Source organism: Nonomuraea sp. NPDC049400 (assembly GCF_044466425.1).
Taxonomy (GTDB): Bacteria; Actinomycetota; Actinomycetes; order Streptosporangiales; family Streptosporangiaceae; genus Nonomuraea.
This window is the reverse complement of record NZ_JBITMP010000009.1, coordinates 1-18,430: the sequence shown is the minus strand read 5'-3', so window position 1 is coordinate 18,430 and position 18,430 is coordinate 1. Positions and strand designations below refer to the sequence as shown.

Here is an 18,430-nt window from a genome sequence, read left to right as displayed (position 1 = left end):
CTGCTGGCGGGGCGGGGACGGCGGATAAGCCGGATTCTGCTCTTCACACCCATTTAGGTACCCAACGGATTGCCGTGAAGTCATCAACCTTGGGTAGCGTGAACTCTGATGTTGGCGGAACCATTCGTTCATCCGGCGCTCTTCTACCGGGGCGACCGGGAATATGTGGCTGCCACCACCGAGTTCGTGCGCGCCGGGCTGGCCCTCGGCGAGCCTGTCGCGGTCGCCGTCCCCGCCGCGAATCTCGCGCTGATCGAAGCCGAGCTGGGGGATGACGCCAGGTCGGTGCTCCTGCTCAACATGCAGGAGGCCGGGCGCAACCCGGGGCGGATCATCCCCGCCGTGCTGCGCGAGTTCGCCGACCGGCATCCCGGTCAGCACGTCCGGATCATCGGCGAGCCGATCTGGCCCGGGCGCACCGACACGGAATACGGGGCCGCGGCCCAGCACGAGGCGCTGATCAACCTGTCGTTCACGGGGCGGCGGGTCACGATCCTGTGCCCGTACGACGCCGTGCGGCTGGCGCCGGAGGTCATCGACGAGGCGTCGCGCACCCATCCCGTGCTGCGCGACGTCACGAGGGAGTGGCCCAGCGCCGACTACGCGCCCGAGCTGGTGATCTCGGGGCACAACCGGGCGCTGGAGGAGCCCGCCGAGTTCGTGTCGCTGCGCTTCGACCGCACCAACCTGTCGGCGGCCCGTGGGCTGGCCGCACGGCGGGCCGCCGAGATGGGGTTCTCCGGCGACCGGCTCGACGACGTCCGGCTGACGGTGGCCGAGCTGGGCGCCAACAGCCTCGACCACGGGGGCGGCTCAGGGACGATCCGGGTGTGGGCCGAGGGCGGGCGGCTGGTGTGCGAGGTCAGCGACTCGGGGCACATCACCGATCCGCTGGTGGGGCGCCGGCCGGTCGACCCCCGCCAGGCCGGCTCGCGCGGGCTGCTGATCGTCAACCTCCTGAGCGACCTCGTACGCATCCACAGCCGCGCGGGGGCGACCACCATCCGCGCCTACTTTGACGTCCCCAAGTAGCTGTTTTTCTGGGATTACGCCTCGATTTCCGACATATCCGGGTAGCGAGTGCCGGCGACGGCGTCGGCGGGGACGGCGCGGGCCAGGGCGTCGAGCTGGCCGGCCGTCAGCGTGATGTCGGCCGCCGCGGCGTTCTCCTCCAGGTACTTGAGCCGCTTGGTCCCCGGGATCGGCACGACGTCGTCCCCCTGGGCCAGCACCCAGGCCAGGGCGAGTTGCGCGGCGGTGATGCCCGCCGCGTCGGCGATCTTCAGCACCTCCGCCACCAGCGCCGCGTTGCGCGCGCCGCCCTCGCCCGCGATGCGCGGCATCCACCGGCGGACGTCGTCCTCGGGCAGCTCGTCGACCGGCGGCAGCGCGCCGGACAGGAGGCCGCGGCTGATCGGCGAGTACGCCACCAGCGCCACGCCCAGCTCCCTGGCCGCAGGCAGGATCTCCGCCTCCAGCCCCCTGGTGAACAGCGAGTACTCGCTCTGCAGGGCCGCGATCGGGTGCACGGCGGACGCCCTGCGCAGCGTGTCCGCGCTCACCTCCGACAGCCCGAGATGGCCTACCTTGCCCTGCTCGACCAGCTCGGCCATCGCGCCGACCGACTCCTCGACGGGCACGTTCCTGTTGCGCCGGTGCATGTAGTAGAGGTCGATGTGGTCCACGCCGAGGCGCTGGAGCGAGGCGTCGCAGGCGGCCCTGATGTACTCGGGGCTGTTCTCGATCGAGCGCGCGCCGCCGCCGCGCTTGACGCCGAACTTGGTGGCCAGCACGACCTCGTCCCGCCGGTCCTTGATGGCCCTGCCGACCAGCTCCTCGTTGGCTCCCAGTCCGTACGTGTCGGCCGTGTCCAGGAAGTTGATGCCCAGGTCGAGGGCGCGGTGGATGACGGCGATCGACTCCTGCTCGTCGCCTGGGCCGTAGAAGTCGGACATGCCCATGCAGCCGAGGCCAAGCGCCGAGACCTGCGGGCCGCCGTTTCCGAGAGTGCGCCTGTTCATGCCAGTCCCCTGTGATGAGGCTTTTCGGATGGTCGTATCTTTCAGCCTCCCCCATCGAGCGCGCTCCAGGTCAAATCGGGGGTGTGCCCCGTACGCACCCTGAGGGGGCAGTCCATACCAGGGTCACGTCCGCGCAGGTCGAGAGCCATTTCTCAGGGCTGTTCCGACCGAGGTATTAGGGGATCGTTCAGGGCCGTTTCGGGTCCATCTCCGATACTCGGCGAGCGCGCATTCCCCGAGTTTTAAGGGCATGAAGGGATTGCTCGTCAGCGGATTCGCGGCCATCGGCACCGGAAGCGGCGCCATGCTCACCCTGCACGCCGAATCCGGCCTCGACCCGATGCACAGTGTCATCAGCGAGTACGCCTTCCAAGCGTCCGGCTGGCTGCTGCCCGCCTCGCTGACGTTGTTCGCGGTGGGTTCCGCGTTGTTCGCCGAGGCGCTGCGCCGGGCGGGGATGAGCCGCTGGATCGTCGCGCTGCTGCTGGCGTGGGGGGCGAGCATGTTCCTGATCGGCGCCTTTCCCACTGACCGGCCGGGCGTGCCGCTGTCGTTGTCCGGTGGCATCCATCGGTACGCCGCGTTCGCCGCGTTCCTGGTGATGCCCGCGGCGGGGATGCTGCTGGCCAGGGCGAAGATCCGGTACGCCAGGGCGGTGCGGATCCTCAGCGGGCTGGCCCTCGGCGCGCTGCTGCTGGTCGTGATCCCGTACGTGGTGCGCATGTTCGGCATCCCGCTGACCAACGACGACATCCCGGCCGGGCTGACCCAGCGGGCGGTGGTCGTCACCGAGCTGGGCGTGCTGGCGCTGGCGGGGCTGTCGATGCTGACGCCGTTGGCTCAGCGCTCCCAGGGCGGCTCCTCGCCTATCTTGGCGTAGTAGCGCGCCAGGTGCTGCTTGACGGGTTCGATGTCCTCCTTCGGCAGATCGATCCCGCCCCGGGCGCCCTGCATGACCGCCGCCGAGGCGAACACGGCCCGCGGCACCGCCTTCGGCTCCCCGCCCACGACGTCGGCGATCGGCAGCTTGTACGCGCCGAACTCGTCGGCGTCGCCGGCGTCGTACCAGATGAAGGCCTGGCGGTATTTCGCGTTCGGCCCGTCTTCGGCGCCGGCCCACTTGCGCACTCGTTTTTCCGCCTCGTCGGCGTCCCACTCGCGGTCGCGCTCGGTGAGGGGCAGGTCCTGGAATCGCGTCACGGTCATGAAGGGCGGCCTACCCCTGATGCAGGCGTGAAACGGGCCGCTCGGGAAAGAGGTATGCCCTGACCTCGTAAAGGAGTGGCTGGAATGACCATCTTGATCGCGTACGACGGTTCGGACGACGCCAAGGCGGCGATCGCCTTCGCGGGGAAGATCATGCCGGGTGAGTCCGCGGTCGTGCTGACGGTGTGGGAGCGGGTGGCGATGACCTCGGCCAGGGCCTCCGTCGGGCTCATGATGACGATCGACCAACTGGGCGAGGAGGACAAGGCGATCGAGGAGGCGATGAAGGAGCTCGCCCAGAACGGCGCCAACCTGGCGAACCAGGCCGGGCTGGACGCCACCCCGCGGTGCGACGTGGACTCCCTGGCCGTCTGGTCGACCATCGTGGACGTGGCGAACGAGATCGACGCCAAGCTCATCGTGACCGGCACCCGGGGGCTGGGCGGGGTGCGCTCGCTGCTGCTCGGCAGCACGTCCGACCGGGTGCTGCACCACGCGCACCGGCCGGTGATGGTGGTGCCGGCCCCTGAGAAGAACACGTGACCAGGCGGGCAACGTTCACCCGGCCGTTGTGGGGATTGTCGGCGGGATGCGGCAGAGTGGGAGTCTCCTGAGGCGGGAGAGGAGGCGGAGACGTGCCCGACGAGCTGGCGCGGCGGCTCGGCACCACAGACGCGGTCGTCGTGGGCCTGAGCGCGATGATCGGGGCGGGCGTGTTCGCGGCCTTCGCGCCCGCCGCCGGCGCCGCGGGCCACTGGCTGCTTCTGGCGCTCGTGCTCGCCGCTGTCGTGGCCTACTGCAACGCCACCTCCTCCGCCCGGCTGGCCGCCCTCTACCCGGAGTCCGGCGGCACCTACGTCTACGGCAGGCGGCGGCTCGGCCCGCTGTGGGGCTACCTGGCGGGCTGGGGTTTCACGATCGGCAAGACCGCCTCCTGCGCGGCGATGGCCCTCACGTTCGGCGCGTACATCGCCCCTGAGCTGGCGCGGCCTCTGGCCGTCGGCGCGGTCGCCGCGCTGACCGCGCTCAGCGTGTTCGGCGTGCGGCGCTCGACCGGGGTCGCCAAGGTGATCGTGGCGTTCGTGCTGGCCGTGCTCGCCGCGGTGGTGGTGGCCGGCCTGTTCGGCGACGACACGGTCACGTTCGGCTGGTTCGCCTACACCCCGCTCTCCGAGTCTCCGTACGGCCCCGCAACGGCCCCGCTCGGTCCTGAGCGCTTCGACGTGTGGGGCGTGCTGCAGGCGGCCGGGCTGCTGTTCTTCGCGTTCGCCGGTTATGCCAGGATCGCCACCCTCGGCGAGGAGGTGCGTGACCCGGCCCGCACCATCCCCCGGGCGGTCGGCATCGCGCTGGGCATCACGTTCGTCGTCTACACGCTGGTCGCGATGGCCGCGCTGCGCGCACTCGGACCGTTACTGCTGGCCAGGTCCCCGGCGCCGCTGGCCGAGGTGGTCAGGGAGGCCGGGGCCGCGTGGCTGGTGCCGGTGGTGGGGGCCGGCGCCGCCGCGGCGGCGCTGGGCGCGCTGCTGGCGTTGCTGCTCGGCGTCTCGCGCACCGTGCTGGCCATGGGGCGCGAGCGTGACCTGCCCGGCGTGCTGGCCGCCGTGGATCCGGTGCGTCAGGTGCCGCGGCGGGCCGAGCTGGCGGTCGGGGGAGCGGTGATCGTGTTGCTGCTGGTCGCCGACCTGCGGGAGGCGATCGGGTTCTCGTCGTTCGGCGTGCTGGTCTACTACGGCATCGCCAACGCGTGCGCGCTCACGCTCCGCCCCGACGAGGGCGCGCCGCCGAAGCCGGTCCCCGCGCTCGGGCTGGCGCTGTGCGTGCTGCTGGCGGCGACGCTCCCGTCGTCGTCGGTGCTCGCGGGGCTGGCGGTCTTCGCGGTCGGCCTGGTCGTGTGGCTGGTACGCCACCGCACCGGGCGCAGGAGAGCAGTCTGATCCCGTGCGGTATCCGGGTGGCTCCAGGCGCTCGAAGGTCGCTAGCATGGGCGGCATGACGACGTGCCTGGTGATGATGGCCCCCTAGGGGGGTTTCATCGGCGACGTCTTGTTGAGGCCCTGCGACCCGGGGCCTCTCGTCGTGTTCGGGGCCCTTTGGAGGCAACCGATGTACATCACGACGACCATCCCCTATGTGAACGCCCGCCCCCACCTCGGGCACGCCCTGGAGCTGGTGCAGGCCGACGTGCTGGCCAGGCACCATCGGCGGCGGGGCGAGCCGGTGCGGTTCCAGACGGGCACCGACGACAACTCGCTCAAGAACGTGCTGGCCGCCGAGGCGGAGGGCGTGCCGGTGCGGGAGCTGGTGGACCGGAACGCGGCCGCGTTCGAGGGCCTGCGGGGGCCGCTGGACCTGTCGTTCGACTCGTTCATCCGGACGAGCGCCCACCCCGGGCACCGCGCCGGGGTCGAGCGGATCTGGCAGGCCACGAGAGACGACCTCTACCAGCGGCATTACGAGGGGCTCTACTGCGTGGGCTGCGAGCAGTTCTACCCGGAGGGCCCCTGCCCCGAAGGGCATGCGGCGCCGCTGCAGCACGTGTCCGAGGAGAACTGGTTCTTCCGCCTGTCCCGGTACCAGGACGCGCTGAGCGAGCTCATCCGCTCAGGACGGCTCAGGATCGAGCCGGTCGCGCGGCGGAACGAGGTGCTGGCGTTCATCGAGGCGGGCCTGGACGACATCAGCATCTCGCGGTCCGCCGCCCGGGCGCGCGGCTGGGGCATCCCGGTGCCCGGCGACCCGAGCCAGGTGGTCTACGTGTGGTGGGACGCGCTGGCCAACTACATCACCGCGCTGGAAGGTGACGACTACGACCGCTGGTGGGTCTCCGAGCCGCGCAAGGTGCACCTGATGGGCAAGGGAGTGATCAGGTTCCACGCGGTGTACTGGCCCGCGATGCTCCTGTCCGCGGGCGAGCCGCTGCCCACGGGGATCTTCGTGCACGACTACCTCACCGTGGACGGTCGCAAGATCAGCAAGTCTGCGGGCAACACGGCCGATCCTCTGGCGCTCGTGGACGCGTACGGGGTCGACGCCGTGCGGTGGTGGCTGCTGCGCGAGGTGCCGCGCGTGGGCGACGCCGACTTCACCGAGGAACGGCTGGTCGCCAGGGCCGACGAAGACCTGGCCAACGGCCTGGGGAACCTGGTCAACCGGGTCGCCACCATGGTCCATCGCTTCCTGGACGGCCACGTGCCCCCTGCCGGGGAGGCGCTCGCCGACGTGCAGGTGGACGAGGCGCTGGAGGCGTTCGACTTCCGCCGGGCGGCGGTGGCCGTGTGGGCGATCGTCGAGGAGGCCAACAAGTACGTCGAGCGCACCCAGCCGTGGCGGCAGACGCGGGCCCAGCAGGAGGTCTCGCTGGGGACACTGGTGCACGCGTGCCGGGAGCTGGCCGTACAGCTCGAGCCCTTCCTGCCGACCGCGGCGGCGCGCGTGGCCGCGGCGGTGCGCGGTGAGCGGCTGCCGAGGCCCGAGCCGCTGTTCCGGCGGCTCGCCCGTGCCGGGGCAGGTGGTTGACGCAGGTCGTGGACGAGCCTACGTTGAGCGCCTGCAGACCAGTCGGTATGGAGGCGCTCATGCCCACTGTCGACACCGTTCGCGGACCTGTGGACGTTGACCAGCTCGGGCAGACGCTCATGCACGAGCACGTGTTCGTCCTGTCCACCGAGCACCTGGACAACTACGGCAAAGGTGCTTGGTGGGACGAGGAGTACCGCGTGGCGGACGCGGTCGCCACGCTCAACGCGGTGGTCGCGAAGGGGGTGCGGACGATCGTCGACCCGACGGTGTGGGGGCTCGGCCGGTACATCCCGCGCATCCAGCGCATCGCCGAGCAGGTGCCCGGCCTGAACATCATCGTCGCGACCGGCATCTACGCCTTCGAGGAGCTGCCACACCAGTACGAGCACCGCGGCCCCGGCCTGCTCCTCGACATGCCGGACCCGATGATCGACGACTTCGTACGCGATCTCACCGAGGGCATCGCCGACACCGGCGTGAAGGCCGCGTTCCTGAAGTGCGTGGTCGAGCAGAAGGGCCTGACGCCCGGCGTCGAGCGCATCTGCCGGGCCGTCGCGCAGGCGCACCTGCGTACCGGCGCGCCGATCACCGTCCACACGAACGCCTTCACGCAGAGCGGCCTGATCGCGCTCGACCTGTTCGCCAAGGAAGGCGTCGACCTGGCGAAGGTGATCGTCGGGCACGCGGGCGACAGCAACGACCTCGACTACCTCATGCGCATGGCCGACACCGGCGCGACGCTCGGGATGGACCGGTTCGGGCTGGACGTCAACAACCCGACCGCGCAGCGCGTGGCCACGGTGGCGGCGCTCTGCCAGCACGGATACGCCGACCGCATGGTCCTCAGCCACGACACCGCCTGCTTCATGGACTACTTCGGCGGCGCCTGGGACGAGGCCCGCTCAACGCTCGCACCCAACTGGCGCTACGATCACATTCACGACGACGTCTTGGCCGCACTGCTGGACTCGGGTGTGACCGATGACCAGATTGAGCAGATGCTGGTGTTCAACCCGAAGCGCTACTTCTCGTAAGGTAGTCAGATCGGACGAGCAACGCGGGTAGGTGGAGCTGGGTGACTTCGGAGCAGGCCTTGTCGATAAGCCTCGGACTCCAGGGACCCTGCGTCATCGCGCGGCTGACGGGGGATTTCGACTTCGGGTCCGCGGCGGAGGTTCGCGACCGCGTCACCAAGGCTCTCGATCTCACCCAGCCTCCGATGCTCGTCATCGACATGCAGGCCGTCAGCGTCTGCGACTCCTCCGGCCTGTCCGTGCTGGTCTACCTGCACAAGGCGGTCACCGCCTCGGGCGGCCGGCTGCTGCTGTCGGGGCTGAACGGCAGGTGCAAGCACCTGTTCGCGATCACCGCGCTCGACAAGTTCTTCGACATCCGCAGCACGGCCGAGCTGGCCATCGCCGAGCTCAACGACACCGACGCCGCGCCGCCGTACACCGAGTAGCTCACGGGATAAGCCCGATATAAGCGGATAACCGTTTCGTATCGGATCTTCGCGGCGAAAGGGTGGCATTGCCGCTTTCCTGATAGTAGTCGGACAAGTACGAGCCGCTGCCGATAGGGGGGAGCGGCTGTTCCTTGTAACAGGGGGCAAAATGATCAAGCGCCTTGCCGGCACGGTCTTAGTGGCGGCGACCGCGACCACGCTGATGGCGGCACCCGCCGGCGCGGCCACCGCGGGGGCATCGACGAGCGTCACGGCGGCGACGAAGGCGACGACCGCCACGACCAGTGCTCAGCTCATCCGCACCAGGATCTACTTCGGCCGGTGCAAGGACACCTGCTCGATCAAGGTCCGGATCAAGAACCGGTCGGGCAAGAGGCTCTACCAGGTCAAGCTCAACGCGCGGCTCAAGGTCAACGGCAGGAAAGCCGGGTCGTGCTATGACTACGTGGGCACCATCCGCCCCTACGGGGTCCGCTGGGCCTCCTGCACCGTGCGCACCGCGACGCTGACGCAGATGTGGAACAACACGCTGGACGGCTACGCCTCATTCAGGCCGTACGCCAGCACCTACGTGTCGTACAGGTATTACGGCTGAGTGACCGCCAGGGGCCGGGCCGACCCCCGGCTAGGCCCCTGGCTCAGGCGGTGACGAGGAGTGCCACCCCGATCAGCACCGCGACCGGGACGAGCCACATCACGGCCTCGACAGCGAACTCCTTGTACATCGCGTAAGTCTCCTTCTGCGGGTCCGGCGAACGTCTCTGCGCAGCATAGCGGCCCCGATCAGCTGCTCGATCCCGCTCAGGCCGTCACCGCGCCGTCCGAGGCGGAGGCCACGGTCGCCATGTACTTGGTCAGCACCCCTCGCTCGACCTCCCTGTCGAGCCGCTTCCACGAGGCCCGGCGCAGCTCCAGCTCCTCCTCCGGCACCACCAGCTCGATCGTCTCCGCCGCGCTGTCGATGACGATCGTGTCGCCGTCGCGCACCAGCGCGATCGGCCCGCCATGGTACGCCTCGGGCGCCACGTGCCCGATCACCCGCCCGTGCGAGACCCCGCTGAAGCGCCCGTCGGTGACCAGGGCCACCGAGGACCCGAGACCGCGGCCGACGAGCGGGCCGGTGATCGAGAGCATCTCGCGCATGCCTGGACCGCCCGCGGGGCCCTCGTAACGCAGGACGATGACGTCGCCGGGCACGATGAGCCCCTCCTGGATGGCGACGTAGCAGTCGTTCTCCGAGTCGAACACCTTGGCCGGGCCCTCGTGGCGGAAGTCGTCCTTGCCGCCCAGCTTGAGCACGCAGCCGTCGGGCGCGAGCGAGCCCCGCAGGATGGCCAGCGCGCCGCGCGGCTTGAACGGCTCCGCCACGCTCGCCACCACCTGCTGCCCCGGCGTCTCCTCTGCGTCCGCGGCGACCTCGGCCAGCGTGCGGCCGTCCACCAGCGTGACGTTCTCGCGCAGCAGCCCGGCCTCCAGCAGGCGGCGCACCACCAGCGAGGTGCCGCCGGCCCGCCACAGGTCGAGGGCCGTGTGGTCGCCGCCGCTCGGCTTGAGCCCGGTGATGATCGGGACCTGGCGGCACACCTCGCCGATCTCGTCGATGCGCAGCGACAGCCCGGCCTCGCGGGCGATGGCCAGCAGATGCAGGACGGCGTTGGTGGAGCCGCCCATGGCCGCGACCGAGACGATCGCGTTGTGCAGGGCGTCCTCGGTGAGCACCCGCGAGGGGCGGGCGTCACGGGCCAGCGCCTCCATGGCGATCTCGCCGACCCGCCGGGCCGCGGCGTTCTTCTCCTCGGCCACCGCGGGGATGTCGCCCACGCCGAACGGCGCCAGCCCGAGGAAGTCGGCGACGCTGCCCATGGTGTTGGCGGTGTACTGGGCGGCGCAGGTGCCGGCGCCCGGGCAGGCGTGTCTGGCCAGATCGTCCAGCTCCGCCTGGTCGAGGCGGCCGACCGCGCGCTCGCCGAGCGCCTCCCACATGTCCTGGATGGTGACGTCCCGCCCGCGCCACCTGCCGGGCATCATGCTGCCGCTGTAGAGGACGACGGAGGGCACGTCCAGGCGGGCGAGCGCCATGATCCCGGCGGGCACGGTCTTGTCGCAGCCCACGATGGCCACCAGCGCGTCGAAGCCGTGGGCGCGGCCCATGAGCTCGATCGAGTCGGCGATGACCTCGCGGCTGACCAGCGACGCGCGCATGCCGGGGGTGTGCATGGTGAGGTTGTCGGAGACGGCGATCGTGTTGAACTCCATCGGCGTGCCGCCCGCCGCACGCACCCCCTCGGCGACGTGGGCGGCCAGCTCGCGGTGGTTGAGGTTGCAGGGCATGGTGCCGGTCCAGGTGGAGGCGATGCCGACCACGGGGCGGCGCATGTCCTCCTCCGACCAGCCCATGGCGTACAGGTGGGAGCGGGCTGGTGCGCGGTCGGGGTCGTCGGCGATGCTCAAGGCGCAGTCCTTCGTCGTGCCGGTTGTTGCCCCTCAATGATCCCAGCGCCTACTGCTCGCGCATCTGCCAGGGGGAGCCGTACTCGACGAGGAGGTCAAGGAACGGGCGCGGCTCGAACGCCTCGGGCCCCAGCACGCCCGCGCCCTTCCACAGCCCGTTCGCCAGCAGCTCCAGGGCGACGACCGGGTTCACGGCGGTCTGCCAGACCACCGCCTGGGAGCCGTACTCGCGCATCGACCACTGGTTGTCCACCACGTGGTACAGGTACACCTCGCGCGGCCGCCCGTCCTTGACGCCCTTCACCCAGGTGCCGGCGCAGGTCTTGCCGCGCATGCGGTCGCCGAGGCCCGCCGGGTCGGGCAGCACGGCGGCGACCACGTCGCGCGGGGAGACTCTGGCGGTGCCGTCGTCGGTCCTGACGGCGACCGGCTCGGTGCTGTCCACGCCGAGCGCGCGCAGGGTCTTGAGCTTGCCGATGAAGTCCTCGCCGAGGCCGTACTTGAACGTCACCCGCTGGGCCGGGATCCACCTCGGCACGAGCACCACCTCCTCGTGCTCGACGTTCACGCACTCCACGGGGCCGATCCCGTCGGGGAAGTCGAAGACCTCGGGCTCGCTGAACGGCTCCGTGGTGTACCAGCCGCGGTCCTTCTCGTAGATGACCGGCGGGTTGAGGCACTCCTCGATGGTGGTCCAGATGTTGAACGACGGGGCGAACTCGTAGCCGTCGACGGTCAGGTTGGCGCCGTCCCTGATGCCGATCTCCTCGATCTCGTCGAACAGCTCGTCGGCGGCGTACCGGGCGAAGACGTCGGCCAGGCCGGGCTCCACGCCCATGCCGACCAGCGCCAGCCGGCCCTTCGCCGCCCACTCGCCGTCGCGGGCGAACTGGTCGTCGCCCAGCTTGACCCCCACCTCCTCGTACGGGCGGTCCGGGTGCGGCCTGGACATCGACATCGCCATGTCGAGGTAGTCGGCGTCGGCCGCGAGCGCCGCGTCGAACAGCGGGAGCACGTAACGCGGGTCGGTGGCGTTCAGGAGCACGTCGCACCGGTGCTCTTCCAGCAGCGCGACGACCGCGGCCGGGTCGGCGGCGTCGATCTTGGCCGGGGTGAACCTGCCCGCCCGCTCACCCAGCGCGGCGACGGCCGCCTTGGCTCGGGACAGGTCGTAGTCGGCGACGACCATGTGGTCGAAGAACGGGCGGCGCGCGGCGATGCGGGTGACGGCGGTTCCTACGCCGCTGGCTCCGATGAGAAGAATACGCATGACAAATAAGCCCCTTTTGGATGCTTTCGGGGGGTTTCGTGCATCCAATCCCGATAGGCTCATCAACGTCAATGGCGTTGGCATAAGGAGGGATACACGGATGGCCAAACGGGTGGTGCCGGAGGCGGCGCGCAGGCGGCGACGTCCCACCAAGCAGGGGCAGGTCCTCACCCACCAGCTCATCGTGGAGACCGCCCTGCGCATGCTCCGCGAGCACGGGGCCGCCGGGCTGACCGCCCGCCGCCTCGGCCTCGCCCTGGGCGCCGACGCCAGCACGGTCTACCGCTATTTCCGCGGCATGGACGACCTGGTCCTGGCGATCGCCGACGAGCTGTTCGGCACGGCGATGGCCGACTGGCGGCCCCAGGGCGACTGGCGCGCCGACCTGCGCGAATTGGGCCTTCGCATCCACCACGCGTACCTGACGCACCCGCAGGCCGCGCTGCTGACCGCCAGCCGGGTCACCGGCCGGCCGAACGAGGTAGCCGGTGACGAGACCATCCTCGGCATCCTGCGCGGGGCCGGGTTCGCGGACGCGGACGCGGTACGGATCTATCACGCGTTCATCGACCAGAGCCTGGCCTTCGCCATCCTGGACGCCGCCACGCTGGCCCTGCCGAAGGCCGCGCGAGAGGGCGATGAGGAGGTGTGGCGCGCCACGTACGCCCGGCTGCCCGCCCGTACCCACCCGAACATCGCCGCGACGGCGCCGCTGCTGGTGGCCCAGATGAACGACAGCGCCTACCCGACGGCCCTGGACATGCTCCTGTCCAGCGCGTCCGGGCAGCTCAAGGGCGGTGCTCTCCATGAGCCTCGGCGAACAGGGCCTTGATCTGCGTCTTCGCCAACGGCTGGACCTCATCCGCTTCGCCCGGTTCGAGGTCTCCTGCCCTCAGGATTGACCGCAGCCCGCAGGGCAGAACTTGACTTCGGAGTAGCGCGATGACGGCTTGTCCAGGAGGGGCTGCCGCTGCGACTTCAGGTGCTGGTCGAGGAAGGCCGCCACGTACGTGCGGGTGAGCTCGGCGCCGCGCGCCGCGGGCAGGACGCCGGCGGGGGTCCTGATGCCGAGGGCGCCCGCGAGGAGCGGGCCGTCGGTGAAGGACTGGTGCTCCGCGCCCGACAGCACGAGCCAGCGCTTCCACCCGGTCAGCAGCTTCCAGTCGCGGTCCCACGAAGTGTCGCGGCCTCCGGGGACGTGCTGCGCCGAGCCCAGGAACATGAACGGCCGGGAGAACCCGCTCTTGGGGATCCGGGCGTAGGTGCTGCCGTCCATGTCGATCCCGGCACGTATCCGAGGGTCCTTCACCATGGCCGCCACGGCGCTGGCCCCGCCGATCGACTGGCCGACCATCGCGATTCTGGAGCGGTCGATCAGGCCGGAACCGTCCCACTTCGATGGCAGCCGGTCGAGTACGAAGGAGACGTCGGCCGCCCGGCCCTGGACCACCCCCGTGCCGAAGCCCGGGTCGGTGTCGCTGTCGCACGCGAGGCATTCGGCGACCCGCCCGTCGGCCAAGGTCGTGGCGTAGCTCTCGTAGGTGTGGTCGATGCCGGCCACGACGTACCCGCGGCTGGCCAGATCCTCGGCCAGGGACGTGAGCGTGCTCATCGGATTGGTGAACCCAGGGGAGAGCACCACCAGCGGAAGCTTGCGCCCCGTGGGTTCGGCGTCTTTGATGGCGTTCGTGCGCGTCTTGCTCAGCGTGTCGTCCGGGACGCCTGCGATCCCATAGCGCCTCATGGCGAGCTCCGATTCCTTCGGCGTCATGTACGGCGCCCGCTGCCCGTCCCGCTGTCTGGTCGGATACCACAGGGTGACCTTGAGCTCCCTGGCTTCGACGTCGAGGTTCCAGGGATCGGGGCGGGAGGCGTCCTTCAGATACAGGGCGGTGGTGCCGACCGGATGGGCGCCGGTGGGGGTGGGCAGGGTGGCGGGGCCGGTCGGGGTGGCCGACGGGGTGGCGGACCGGGGCGGCGTGGGTGGGGAGCAGGCCGATGCGGCGAGGAGGACCAGTCCCGCGGCGACTGCCAGGATCTGTCTCATGGTGAGGTCCATTCACTTGTGCAGCAAGGTCAGGGCCTTGGCCAGGGCGGGGTCGCGCCCGGCGGCCGCGTCCTCGGGGGTCTGGGGCACGTAGTGGTCGGGGGACACGCCGATCCGGTCGATCACCTCGCGATTGGGCCCCAGGTGGTGCCTGGTGGGGAAGCCCAGCGTGGTGTTGTTGCTGAGCAGGTACGGCTGCGCCGGGCCGGAGATGACCCCGGCGGTCCTGGTGCCGACCAGCCGGCCCGCGCGCAGGTCTTTGATCGCGGAGCTGAAGTGCTCGCACGCCGAGGCGCAGCTGCGGTCGGTGAGCACTGCCAGCGGCAGGTTGACCAGCTCGACGGTGTCGTCGGTCCGCATGGCTTCGCACTTGCCGTCCACGGTGCACAGGTAGGCGGTGGCCTTGTCGTGGACGAACGCGCTCACCAGCCGGATCGCCTCGGTGGGATGGCCGCCGCCGTTGCCGCGCAGGTCCAGCACGACGCCGGTGAGGGTGCGGCCGGTGCGCAGCCTGGAGATCGCCTGGAGAACCCGGTCCGCGGAGTCGGGAGCGAACCCGCGCATCCGTACATAGGCGATGCCGTCGTCCAGCAGCTTCGACTGCACCACTTGCAGGGCGGCCAGATCCCGCTGGTAGAGGCCGGGCTTGAGCGTCACGGCCCAGCGGCGGCCGGTGGTCTGCCGCAGAAGCCGCAGCCGGACCGGGCGCGCCTCCGGGTATCGCGGGTAGAGGCCGGCGATCGCTGGGGTGGCCTTCCCGTCGATGAAGGGTGCCGATTCGTTGATCGATTCGATGATGTCGCCCGGGCGTAGTCCGGCGGCCTGCGCCGCGCCACCCTGGACAGTGGTGACGAACAGCGGGGGGAGCGCGACGCCGGGATTGCCGTCCACCTGCGGACCGTTGACGTTCGCCTCAAGGCCCAGGCCGTAGCCGTCACCGTCGTAGTAGTCAGGCGGCCTTTTGACGTCGTGCGCCCAGCGGGCGTGATTGTCGCCGAGGGCGGCCACGATCGCCTCGAGAGTGACGACGGCCAGTCTCTCCCGCAGGTCGGGGACCTGATCGGTGGTCTTCCTGTAGGCGGTCTCGAAAGCGGTCCAGTCGGCTTTGCGGTCGCCGGTCAGCGCCGGCATGGTGGCCTCGGGCACGTCGCGCCCGTTGCGGTTGAGCTCCTGGGTCAGGGCGACGAATCCGGCGGTCAGCAGTGCGCGGGCGTCCAGGGTGGCGCCGCTGTAGTAGGTGCCGAGGATGCAGGAGTACGCCTGCTCGATGACGTCGATCGTGGTGGCCGTCTCCGCCCCGGCCGGTCCCTGGGGCCGCGCGCAGGCCGTACCGGCTGCCGCGCTCGCCTCGCTGCGCGGCGGCGTCGGCGCCGTGCAGGCCGCCGCCAGGAGGAGGGCGAGCCCGGCGGCCGCGGTTCTGATCAAGGTCATGACAGGCGCTTCCGTATCCACCAGAAGCAGAACCACGTGAGGCCGAGGGTGAGCAGGGCGTAGATCCCGGTCTCGATCCACTGGAACGGCCAGAAGCGCTCAAGGGGCTGGTAGGTCGCCTTCTGCCGGTAGCCGAGCCGGTTGATCTCCGTCGTGCACGCGCCCATCTCTGCCGACGACGACGGTGCGCAGGGTCCCGACGTCGTCGAGACCTGGACGATCCCGCTTCCGGGCTCGGGACCGGCGATCGGACGTCCGGACGGACCGACGAGATCGCTGGACAGGACCCAGGCGCCCGCGTGGCCGGGAACAGCCGCATTCAGGCGAATCTCCACATGTCCGCCTTGATCACGGTTTATGCCGATGCCGTCCACGTTCGTCTCGCTGAGCTCGAAGGTCGAGGTGACCGGGGGCATCAGGTGGGGCCGGACCAGCAGCGGCATGGCGAGCTGGATCGCGGAGAAGACGGCCAGCGTGAGGGCCATTGCGGGCAGCGTGCGGCGCACCAGCATGCCCACGGTCACGCCCAGGACGAAGGCGAACGCCGCATACCCCATCGGGGCGATGCCGCGCGCGCCGAACACCAGGGGAGCCATCAAGGCCAAGTCGCCCGGGGCCGACTTGTCCAGGGGATCGGACCACCAGGTCACCGCGAGGCCGCACAGGCAGGCGGCGGCCATGGCTACCAGGCCGGTGAACCCGAGTTTGACCGCCAGCCAGCGGCCCCGGGTGATGCTCTGGTTCCACACCAGCAGGTGCGTCCCGGTCTCCAGCTCGCGAGTGATCAACGGTGCTCCCCAGAAGAGCCCGACGACAGCGGGCAGGAGCAGCACGATGAGGCTGACGGCCATGAAGGGCATGTCGTACTCGCCGAAGAACCGGTCGTAGAAGCGGCCGCAGGTGTCGTCCTGAGTGCAGGCGGCGATACCGGTGGAGTAGTCGGAGGCCAGGTCCGGGCCGGTCAGGGCCAGGGCGGTGGCGAGGATGACGAGCAGGGCGGCCAGCATCGCGGCCGAGCCGCGGAGCTGGCGCCAGGTCAGCCAGATCATCGCTGCACCTCCAGTGCGACGCGCCGGTTCTCGGCGGTGCGCTTGTCCATGTAGGCCAGGACGAGGTCCTCCAGGCTGAGCTGGGTGACCGTCCAGGCGGGGTCGTGGATCGGGGCGTCGGTACGGATCACGAACGTGCTCTGCCGGTCGGTGTGGCGCGCGGAGATCACATGCTGGTCAGCGGGCAGCCGGTCGGGATCGCGGCGCGGGCCGGTGAGCCGGTGGTGGGTGGCCAGCAGCTTGTCGGTCTCCCCGGCCACCTGGACGCGGGAGTCGACGAGCACGATCAGGAAGTCGCAGACCCGTTCCAGGTCGGAGACCAGGTGGGAGGAGAGCACCACGCTGAACTCGTGCTCGACCGTGGCCTCCATCAGTCCCTGCAGGAACTCCCGGCGGGCGAGCGGGTCGAGCGAGGCCACGGGCTCGTCCAGGATCAGCAGCTCGGGCCGCTTGGCCAGGCCCAGGGTGAGGGCGAGCTGGGCGCGCTGGCCACCGGACAGCTTGCCTGCCCGATGGTCGAGGGCGAGACCGAGCCGCGCGATCCGATCCCGCGCCATGGCGTCGTCCCAGCGGAGGTTGAGCCGCGCTCCCAGCCGCAGGTGCTCGGCGACGGTCAGCCCCCCGTAGACGGGGGTGTCCTGGGCGACGAACCCGACCTTGGCCAGCTGCGCGGGCGTGCTTCCCGGCCGGCCGCCCAGCACGGCGATGCCACCCGCCGTCGGTTCCAGCTGGCCGCTGGCCATCTTCAGCAGCGTGGTCTTACCGGCTCCGTTGGGGCCCACTAACCCGACGACGTGGCCCGCCGGGATGTCGATGGTGCACTCGCGCAGCGCCCAGCGCTTGCCGTATTTCTTGCCCAGTCCCTGGGCCTGCAGGACAGAAGTCATGAGAGCTCCTTCGGAGCTTTCATGGCTTGAGTGCTGTGCCTATTGGTGCCCTCGCTTCGCTCGGTCACGCTATGTCCTCCTGAGCGGCGGTGTTCCGAAAGGTGGTCATGAAGAGGGCCTCGATGCTTTCGTCGTCGAGGCCGGCCCGTCGGGCCTTGGCCAGCCAGCGCTGCAGCTCCAGCCGCAGCGGGCCGTGCGCGGCCAGCGAAGTGTCGGTGAGCGTCGCCGTCACGAACGTCCCCACCCCCGGCCGGGCGGCGACCAGACCCTCGTGCTCGAGTTCCCGGTAGGCCTTGAGGACGGTGTTGGGGTTGATCGCCAACTGCGCCACGACCTCCTTGACGGTCGGGAGCTGGTCGCCCTCGCGCAGCAGGCCGAGCCGTAGCGCATGTCGTACTTGCTGGACCAGCTGCAGGTACGGCGAGAGGCCGGACTTCGCATCCAGATGGAACTCGATCACCATATCTCCATTTATCTAGTTCTCTAGTACTTTAGATGCTTGCATATATGGAGCCGGTTAAGAAAGCGGCCAGCGGGGGGGAGACCAAGTACGAGAGAAGACGTAGCGCATGGCGGTGCGGGGGTTCTTGTGGCGGGTCTTGCCCATGGTGAGCTGCAGCGGCACTGCTCAACGGCGGGATCCACGACGGCGAACGGATCCTGTCCAGGGCCGCCGTCGAGCTGATGACCACCAACCGTCTCACGCCCGAGCAACTGGCCGCCCGGGAGGCCTTCGGCCGCGACTCCGTCCATCGGGCGTACGGCCTGGGGCAGCACGGCGGCTGGGGCTTCGGCATGGCGGTGCGTACGTACCGCGGCGACTACGCGCCCGTCGGCCAGTTCGGCTGGGACGGCGGCAGCGGCACCACCGTCTACGCCGACCCGCACCACCAGCTCGTCGGCATCCTGCTCACCCAGACCGGCATGTCGACCCCGGATTCGGCGCGGGCCATCCACGACTTCTGGACCACCCTCTACCAGGCCATCGACTCTTAATCCGATTGTCAAGCAGCGATGGTGAGGGGAGGTGTGGGTTGATAAGTCCGGTTGTCGCGCAGGAGTGCCCACAAGACGTTGACGC

At 70.1% G+C, this 18,430-nt stretch carries 19 protein-coding genes; 10 read left to right on the top strand and 9 right to left on the bottom strand.

The genetic code is table 11. The features are described from left to right. Positions 1 to 108 precede the first annotated feature (108 nt). Positions 109 to 1,032 (top strand): anti-sigma factor RsbA family regulatory protein, encoded by a 924-nt coding sequence (locus tag ACIBVN_RS15420; protein ID WP_397136668.1) that lies wholly within the window; start codon positions 109 to 111, stop codon positions 1,030 to 1,032. Positions 1,033 to 1,046: 14 nt separating this feature from the next. On the opposite strand, the gene ACIBVN_RS15415 is transcribed toward ACIBVN_RS15420, so the two are convergent. Then, the gene (locus ACIBVN_RS15415) at positions 1,047 to 2,021 is read right to left on the bottom strand and encodes an aldo/keto reductase (protein WP_397136666.1); all 975 of its coding nucleotides are present in this window, start codon (positions 2,019 to 2,021) and stop codon (positions 1,047 to 1,049) included. 250 nt (positions 2,022 to 2,271) lie between these two features. On the opposite strand from ACIBVN_RS15415, the gene ACIBVN_RS15410 reads away from it, so the two are divergent. Further along, positions 2,272 to 2,901: a DUF998 domain-containing protein gene (locus ACIBVN_RS15410; RefSeq protein WP_397136664.1), complete on the top strand. Its 630-nt coding sequence runs from the start codon at positions 2,272 to 2,274 to the stop codon at positions 2,899 to 2,901. Here the strand turns inward: ACIBVN_RS15410 and ACIBVN_RS15405 are convergent. Continuing rightward, positions 2,862 to 3,227, bottom strand: coding sequence for a hypothetical protein (locus ACIBVN_RS15405; protein ID WP_397136662.1), 366 nt, complete (start codon positions 3,225 to 3,227; stop codon positions 2,862 to 2,864). The two genes, ACIBVN_RS15410 and ACIBVN_RS15405, sit on opposite strands and share 40 nt — an antisense overlap. 84 nt (positions 3,228 to 3,311) lie before the next feature. Here ACIBVN_RS15405 and ACIBVN_RS15400 point away from each other — a divergent pair, with 84 nt between their 5' ends. From ACIBVN_RS15400 to ACIBVN_RS15375, 6 genes are all read left to right on the top strand, one after another. Then, on the top strand, positions 3,312 to 3,770 hold the full coding sequence (locus ACIBVN_RS15400) for a universal stress protein (RefSeq protein ID WP_397136660.1): 459 nt from the start codon (positions 3,312 to 3,314) through the stop codon (positions 3,768 to 3,770). A gap of 92 nt (positions 3,771 to 3,862) precedes the next feature. Next, positions 3,863 to 5,164: an APC family permease gene (locus ACIBVN_RS15395; RefSeq protein ID WP_397136658.1), complete on the top strand. Its 1,302-nt coding sequence runs from the start codon at positions 3,863 to 3,865 to the stop codon at positions 5,162 to 5,164. A 169-nt stretch (positions 5,165 to 5,333) separates the two neighbouring features. After that, positions 5,334 to 6,746 carry a methionine--tRNA ligase gene (locus ACIBVN_RS15390; protein WP_397136656.1) on the top strand — a complete coding sequence of 471 codons (1,413 nt, stop codon included), beginning with the start codon at positions 5,334 to 5,336 and terminating at the stop codon, positions 6,744 to 6,746. A gap of 59 nt (positions 6,747 to 6,805) precedes the next feature. Continuing rightward, complete coding sequence (locus ACIBVN_RS15385) at positions 6,806 to 7,783, top strand: phosphotriesterase (protein WP_397136654.1); 978 nt, start codon at positions 6,806 to 6,808, stop codon at positions 7,781 to 7,783. A gap of 41 nt (positions 7,784 to 7,824) precedes the next feature. After that, entirely contained in the window at positions 7,825 to 8,211 is a 387-nt protein-coding gene (locus tag ACIBVN_RS15380) for an STAS domain-containing protein (RefSeq protein ID WP_349449477.1), read from the top strand. 151 nt (positions 8,212 to 8,362) lie between these two features. Continuing rightward, positions 8,363 to 8,809 (top strand): hypothetical protein, encoded by a 447-nt coding sequence (locus tag ACIBVN_RS15375; protein WP_397136652.1) that lies wholly within the window; start codon positions 8,363 to 8,365, stop codon positions 8,807 to 8,809. 206 nt (positions 8,810 to 9,015) lie between these two features. Here ACIBVN_RS15375 and ilvD read toward each other — a convergent pair whose 3' ends face one another. Next, on the bottom strand, positions 9,016 to 10,665 hold the full coding sequence (ilvD, locus tag ACIBVN_RS15370) for a dihydroxy-acid dehydratase (RefSeq protein ID WP_397136650.1): 1,650 nt from the start codon (positions 10,663 to 10,665) through the stop codon (positions 9,016 to 9,018). Between the two features lie 49 nt (positions 10,666 to 10,714). After that, a complete protein-coding gene (locus ACIBVN_RS15365; RefSeq protein ID WP_397136648.1) occupies positions 10,715 to 11,935 on the bottom strand; it encodes a saccharopine dehydrogenase family protein in 1,221 nt (406 codons plus the stop codon). A gap of 100 nt (positions 11,936 to 12,035) precedes the next feature. Between ACIBVN_RS15365 and ACIBVN_RS15360 the strand changes: the two genes are divergently transcribed. Then, a complete protein-coding gene (locus tag ACIBVN_RS15360) occupies positions 12,036 to 12,767 on the top strand; it encodes a TetR/AcrR family transcriptional regulator (protein ID WP_397136646.1) in 732 nt (243 codons plus the stop codon). 60 nt (positions 12,768 to 12,827) lie between these two features. On the opposite strand, the gene ACIBVN_RS15355 is transcribed toward ACIBVN_RS15360, so the two are convergent. From ACIBVN_RS15355 to ACIBVN_RS15335, 5 genes are all read right to left on the bottom strand, one after another. Continuing rightward, positions 12,828 to 13,982 carry an alpha/beta hydrolase family protein gene (locus ACIBVN_RS15355; protein WP_397136644.1) on the bottom strand — a complete coding sequence of 385 codons (1,155 nt, stop codon included), beginning with the start codon at positions 13,980 to 13,982 and terminating at the stop codon, positions 12,828 to 12,830. Between the two features lie 12 nt (positions 13,983 to 13,994). Continuing rightward, positions 13,995 to 15,413, bottom strand: coding sequence for a S41 family peptidase (locus tag ACIBVN_RS15350; RefSeq protein ID WP_397136642.1), 1,419 nt, complete (start codon positions 15,411 to 15,413; stop codon positions 13,995 to 13,997). Then, a complete protein-coding gene (locus ACIBVN_RS15345) occupies positions 15,410 to 16,462 on the bottom strand; it encodes an ABC transporter permease (RefSeq protein ID WP_397136640.1) in 1,053 nt (350 codons plus the stop codon). Before ACIBVN_RS15345 ends, ACIBVN_RS15350 begins: the two co-directional genes overlap by 4 nt. Beyond that, positions 16,459 to 17,349: an ABC transporter ATP-binding protein gene (locus ACIBVN_RS15340; RefSeq protein ID WP_397136638.1), complete on the bottom strand. Its 891-nt coding sequence runs from the start codon at positions 17,347 to 17,349 to the stop codon at positions 16,459 to 16,461. Before ACIBVN_RS15340 ends, ACIBVN_RS15345 begins: the two co-directional genes overlap by 4 nt. Positions 17,350 to 17,413: 64 nt before the next feature. Next, positions 17,414 to 17,809, bottom strand: coding sequence for a GntR family transcriptional regulator (locus ACIBVN_RS15335; RefSeq protein ID WP_397137226.1), 396 nt, complete (start codon positions 17,807 to 17,809; stop codon positions 17,414 to 17,416). Positions 17,810 to 18,033: 224 nt separating this feature from the next. Here ACIBVN_RS15335 and ACIBVN_RS15330 point away from each other — a divergent pair, with 224 nt between their 5' ends. Continuing rightward, positions 18,034 to 18,345, top strand: a complete 312-nt coding sequence (locus ACIBVN_RS15330) for a serine hydrolase (protein ID WP_397136636.1) — start codon at positions 18,034 to 18,036, stop codon at positions 18,343 to 18,345. The last annotated feature ends 85 nt before the right edge of the window (positions 18,346 to 18,430 follow it).

Bases quoted from the DNA above. Each gene is read 5' to 3' on its own strand.
- ACIBVN_RS15420 (WP_397136668.1), top strand. From the start codon at position 109: ATGTTGGCGGAACCATTCGTTCATCCGGCGCTCTTCTACCGGGGCGAC.
- ACIBVN_RS15415 (WP_397136666.1), bottom strand. From the start codon at position 2,021: ATGAACAGGCGCACTCTCGGAAACGGCGGCCCGCAGGTCTCGGCGCTT.
- ACIBVN_RS15410 (WP_397136664.1), top strand. From the start codon at position 2,272: ATGAAGGGATTGCTCGTCAGCGGATTCGCGGCCATCGGCACCGGAAGC.
- ACIBVN_RS15405 (WP_397136662.1), bottom strand. From the start codon at position 3,227: ATGACCGTGACGCGATTCCAGGACCTGCCCCTCACCGAGCGCGACCGC.
- ACIBVN_RS15400 (WP_397136660.1), top strand. From the start codon at position 3,312: ATGACCATCTTGATCGCGTACGACGGTTCGGACGACGCCAAGGCGGCG.
- ACIBVN_RS15390 (WP_397136656.1), top strand. From the start codon at position 5,334: ATGTACATCACGACGACCATCCCCTATGTGAACGCCCGCCCCCACCTC.
- ACIBVN_RS15385 (WP_397136654.1), top strand. From the start codon at position 6,806: ATGCCCACTGTCGACACCGTTCGCGGACCTGTGGACGTTGACCAGCTC.
- ACIBVN_RS15375 (WP_397136652.1), top strand. From the start codon at position 8,363: ATGATCAAGCGCCTTGCCGGCACGGTCTTAGTGGCGGCGACCGCGACC.
- ACIBVN_RS15365 (WP_397136648.1), bottom strand. From the start codon at position 11,935: ATGCGTATTCTTCTCATCGGAGCCAGCGGCGTAGGAACCGCCGTCACC.
- ACIBVN_RS15360 (WP_397136646.1), top strand. From the start codon at position 12,036: ATGGCCAAACGGGTGGTGCCGGAGGCGGCGCGCAGGCGGCGACGTCCC.
- ACIBVN_RS15355 (WP_397136644.1), bottom strand. From the start codon at position 13,982: ATGAGACAGATCCTGGCAGTCGCCGCGGGACTGGTCCTCCTCGCCGCA.
- ACIBVN_RS15350 (WP_397136642.1), bottom strand. From the start codon at position 15,413: ATGACCTTGATCAGAACCGCGGCCGCCGGGCTCGCCCTCCTCCTGGCG.
- ACIBVN_RS15345 (WP_397136640.1), bottom strand. From the start codon at position 16,462: ATGATCTGGCTGACCTGGCGCCAGCTCCGCGGCTCGGCCGCGATGCTG.
- ACIBVN_RS15340 (WP_397136638.1), bottom strand. From the start codon at position 17,349: ATGACTTCTGTCCTGCAGGCCCAGGGACTGGGCAAGAAATACGGCAAG.
- ACIBVN_RS15330 (WP_397136636.1), top strand. From the start codon at position 18,034: ATGACCACCAACCGTCTCACGCCCGAGCAACTGGCCGCCCGGGAGGCC.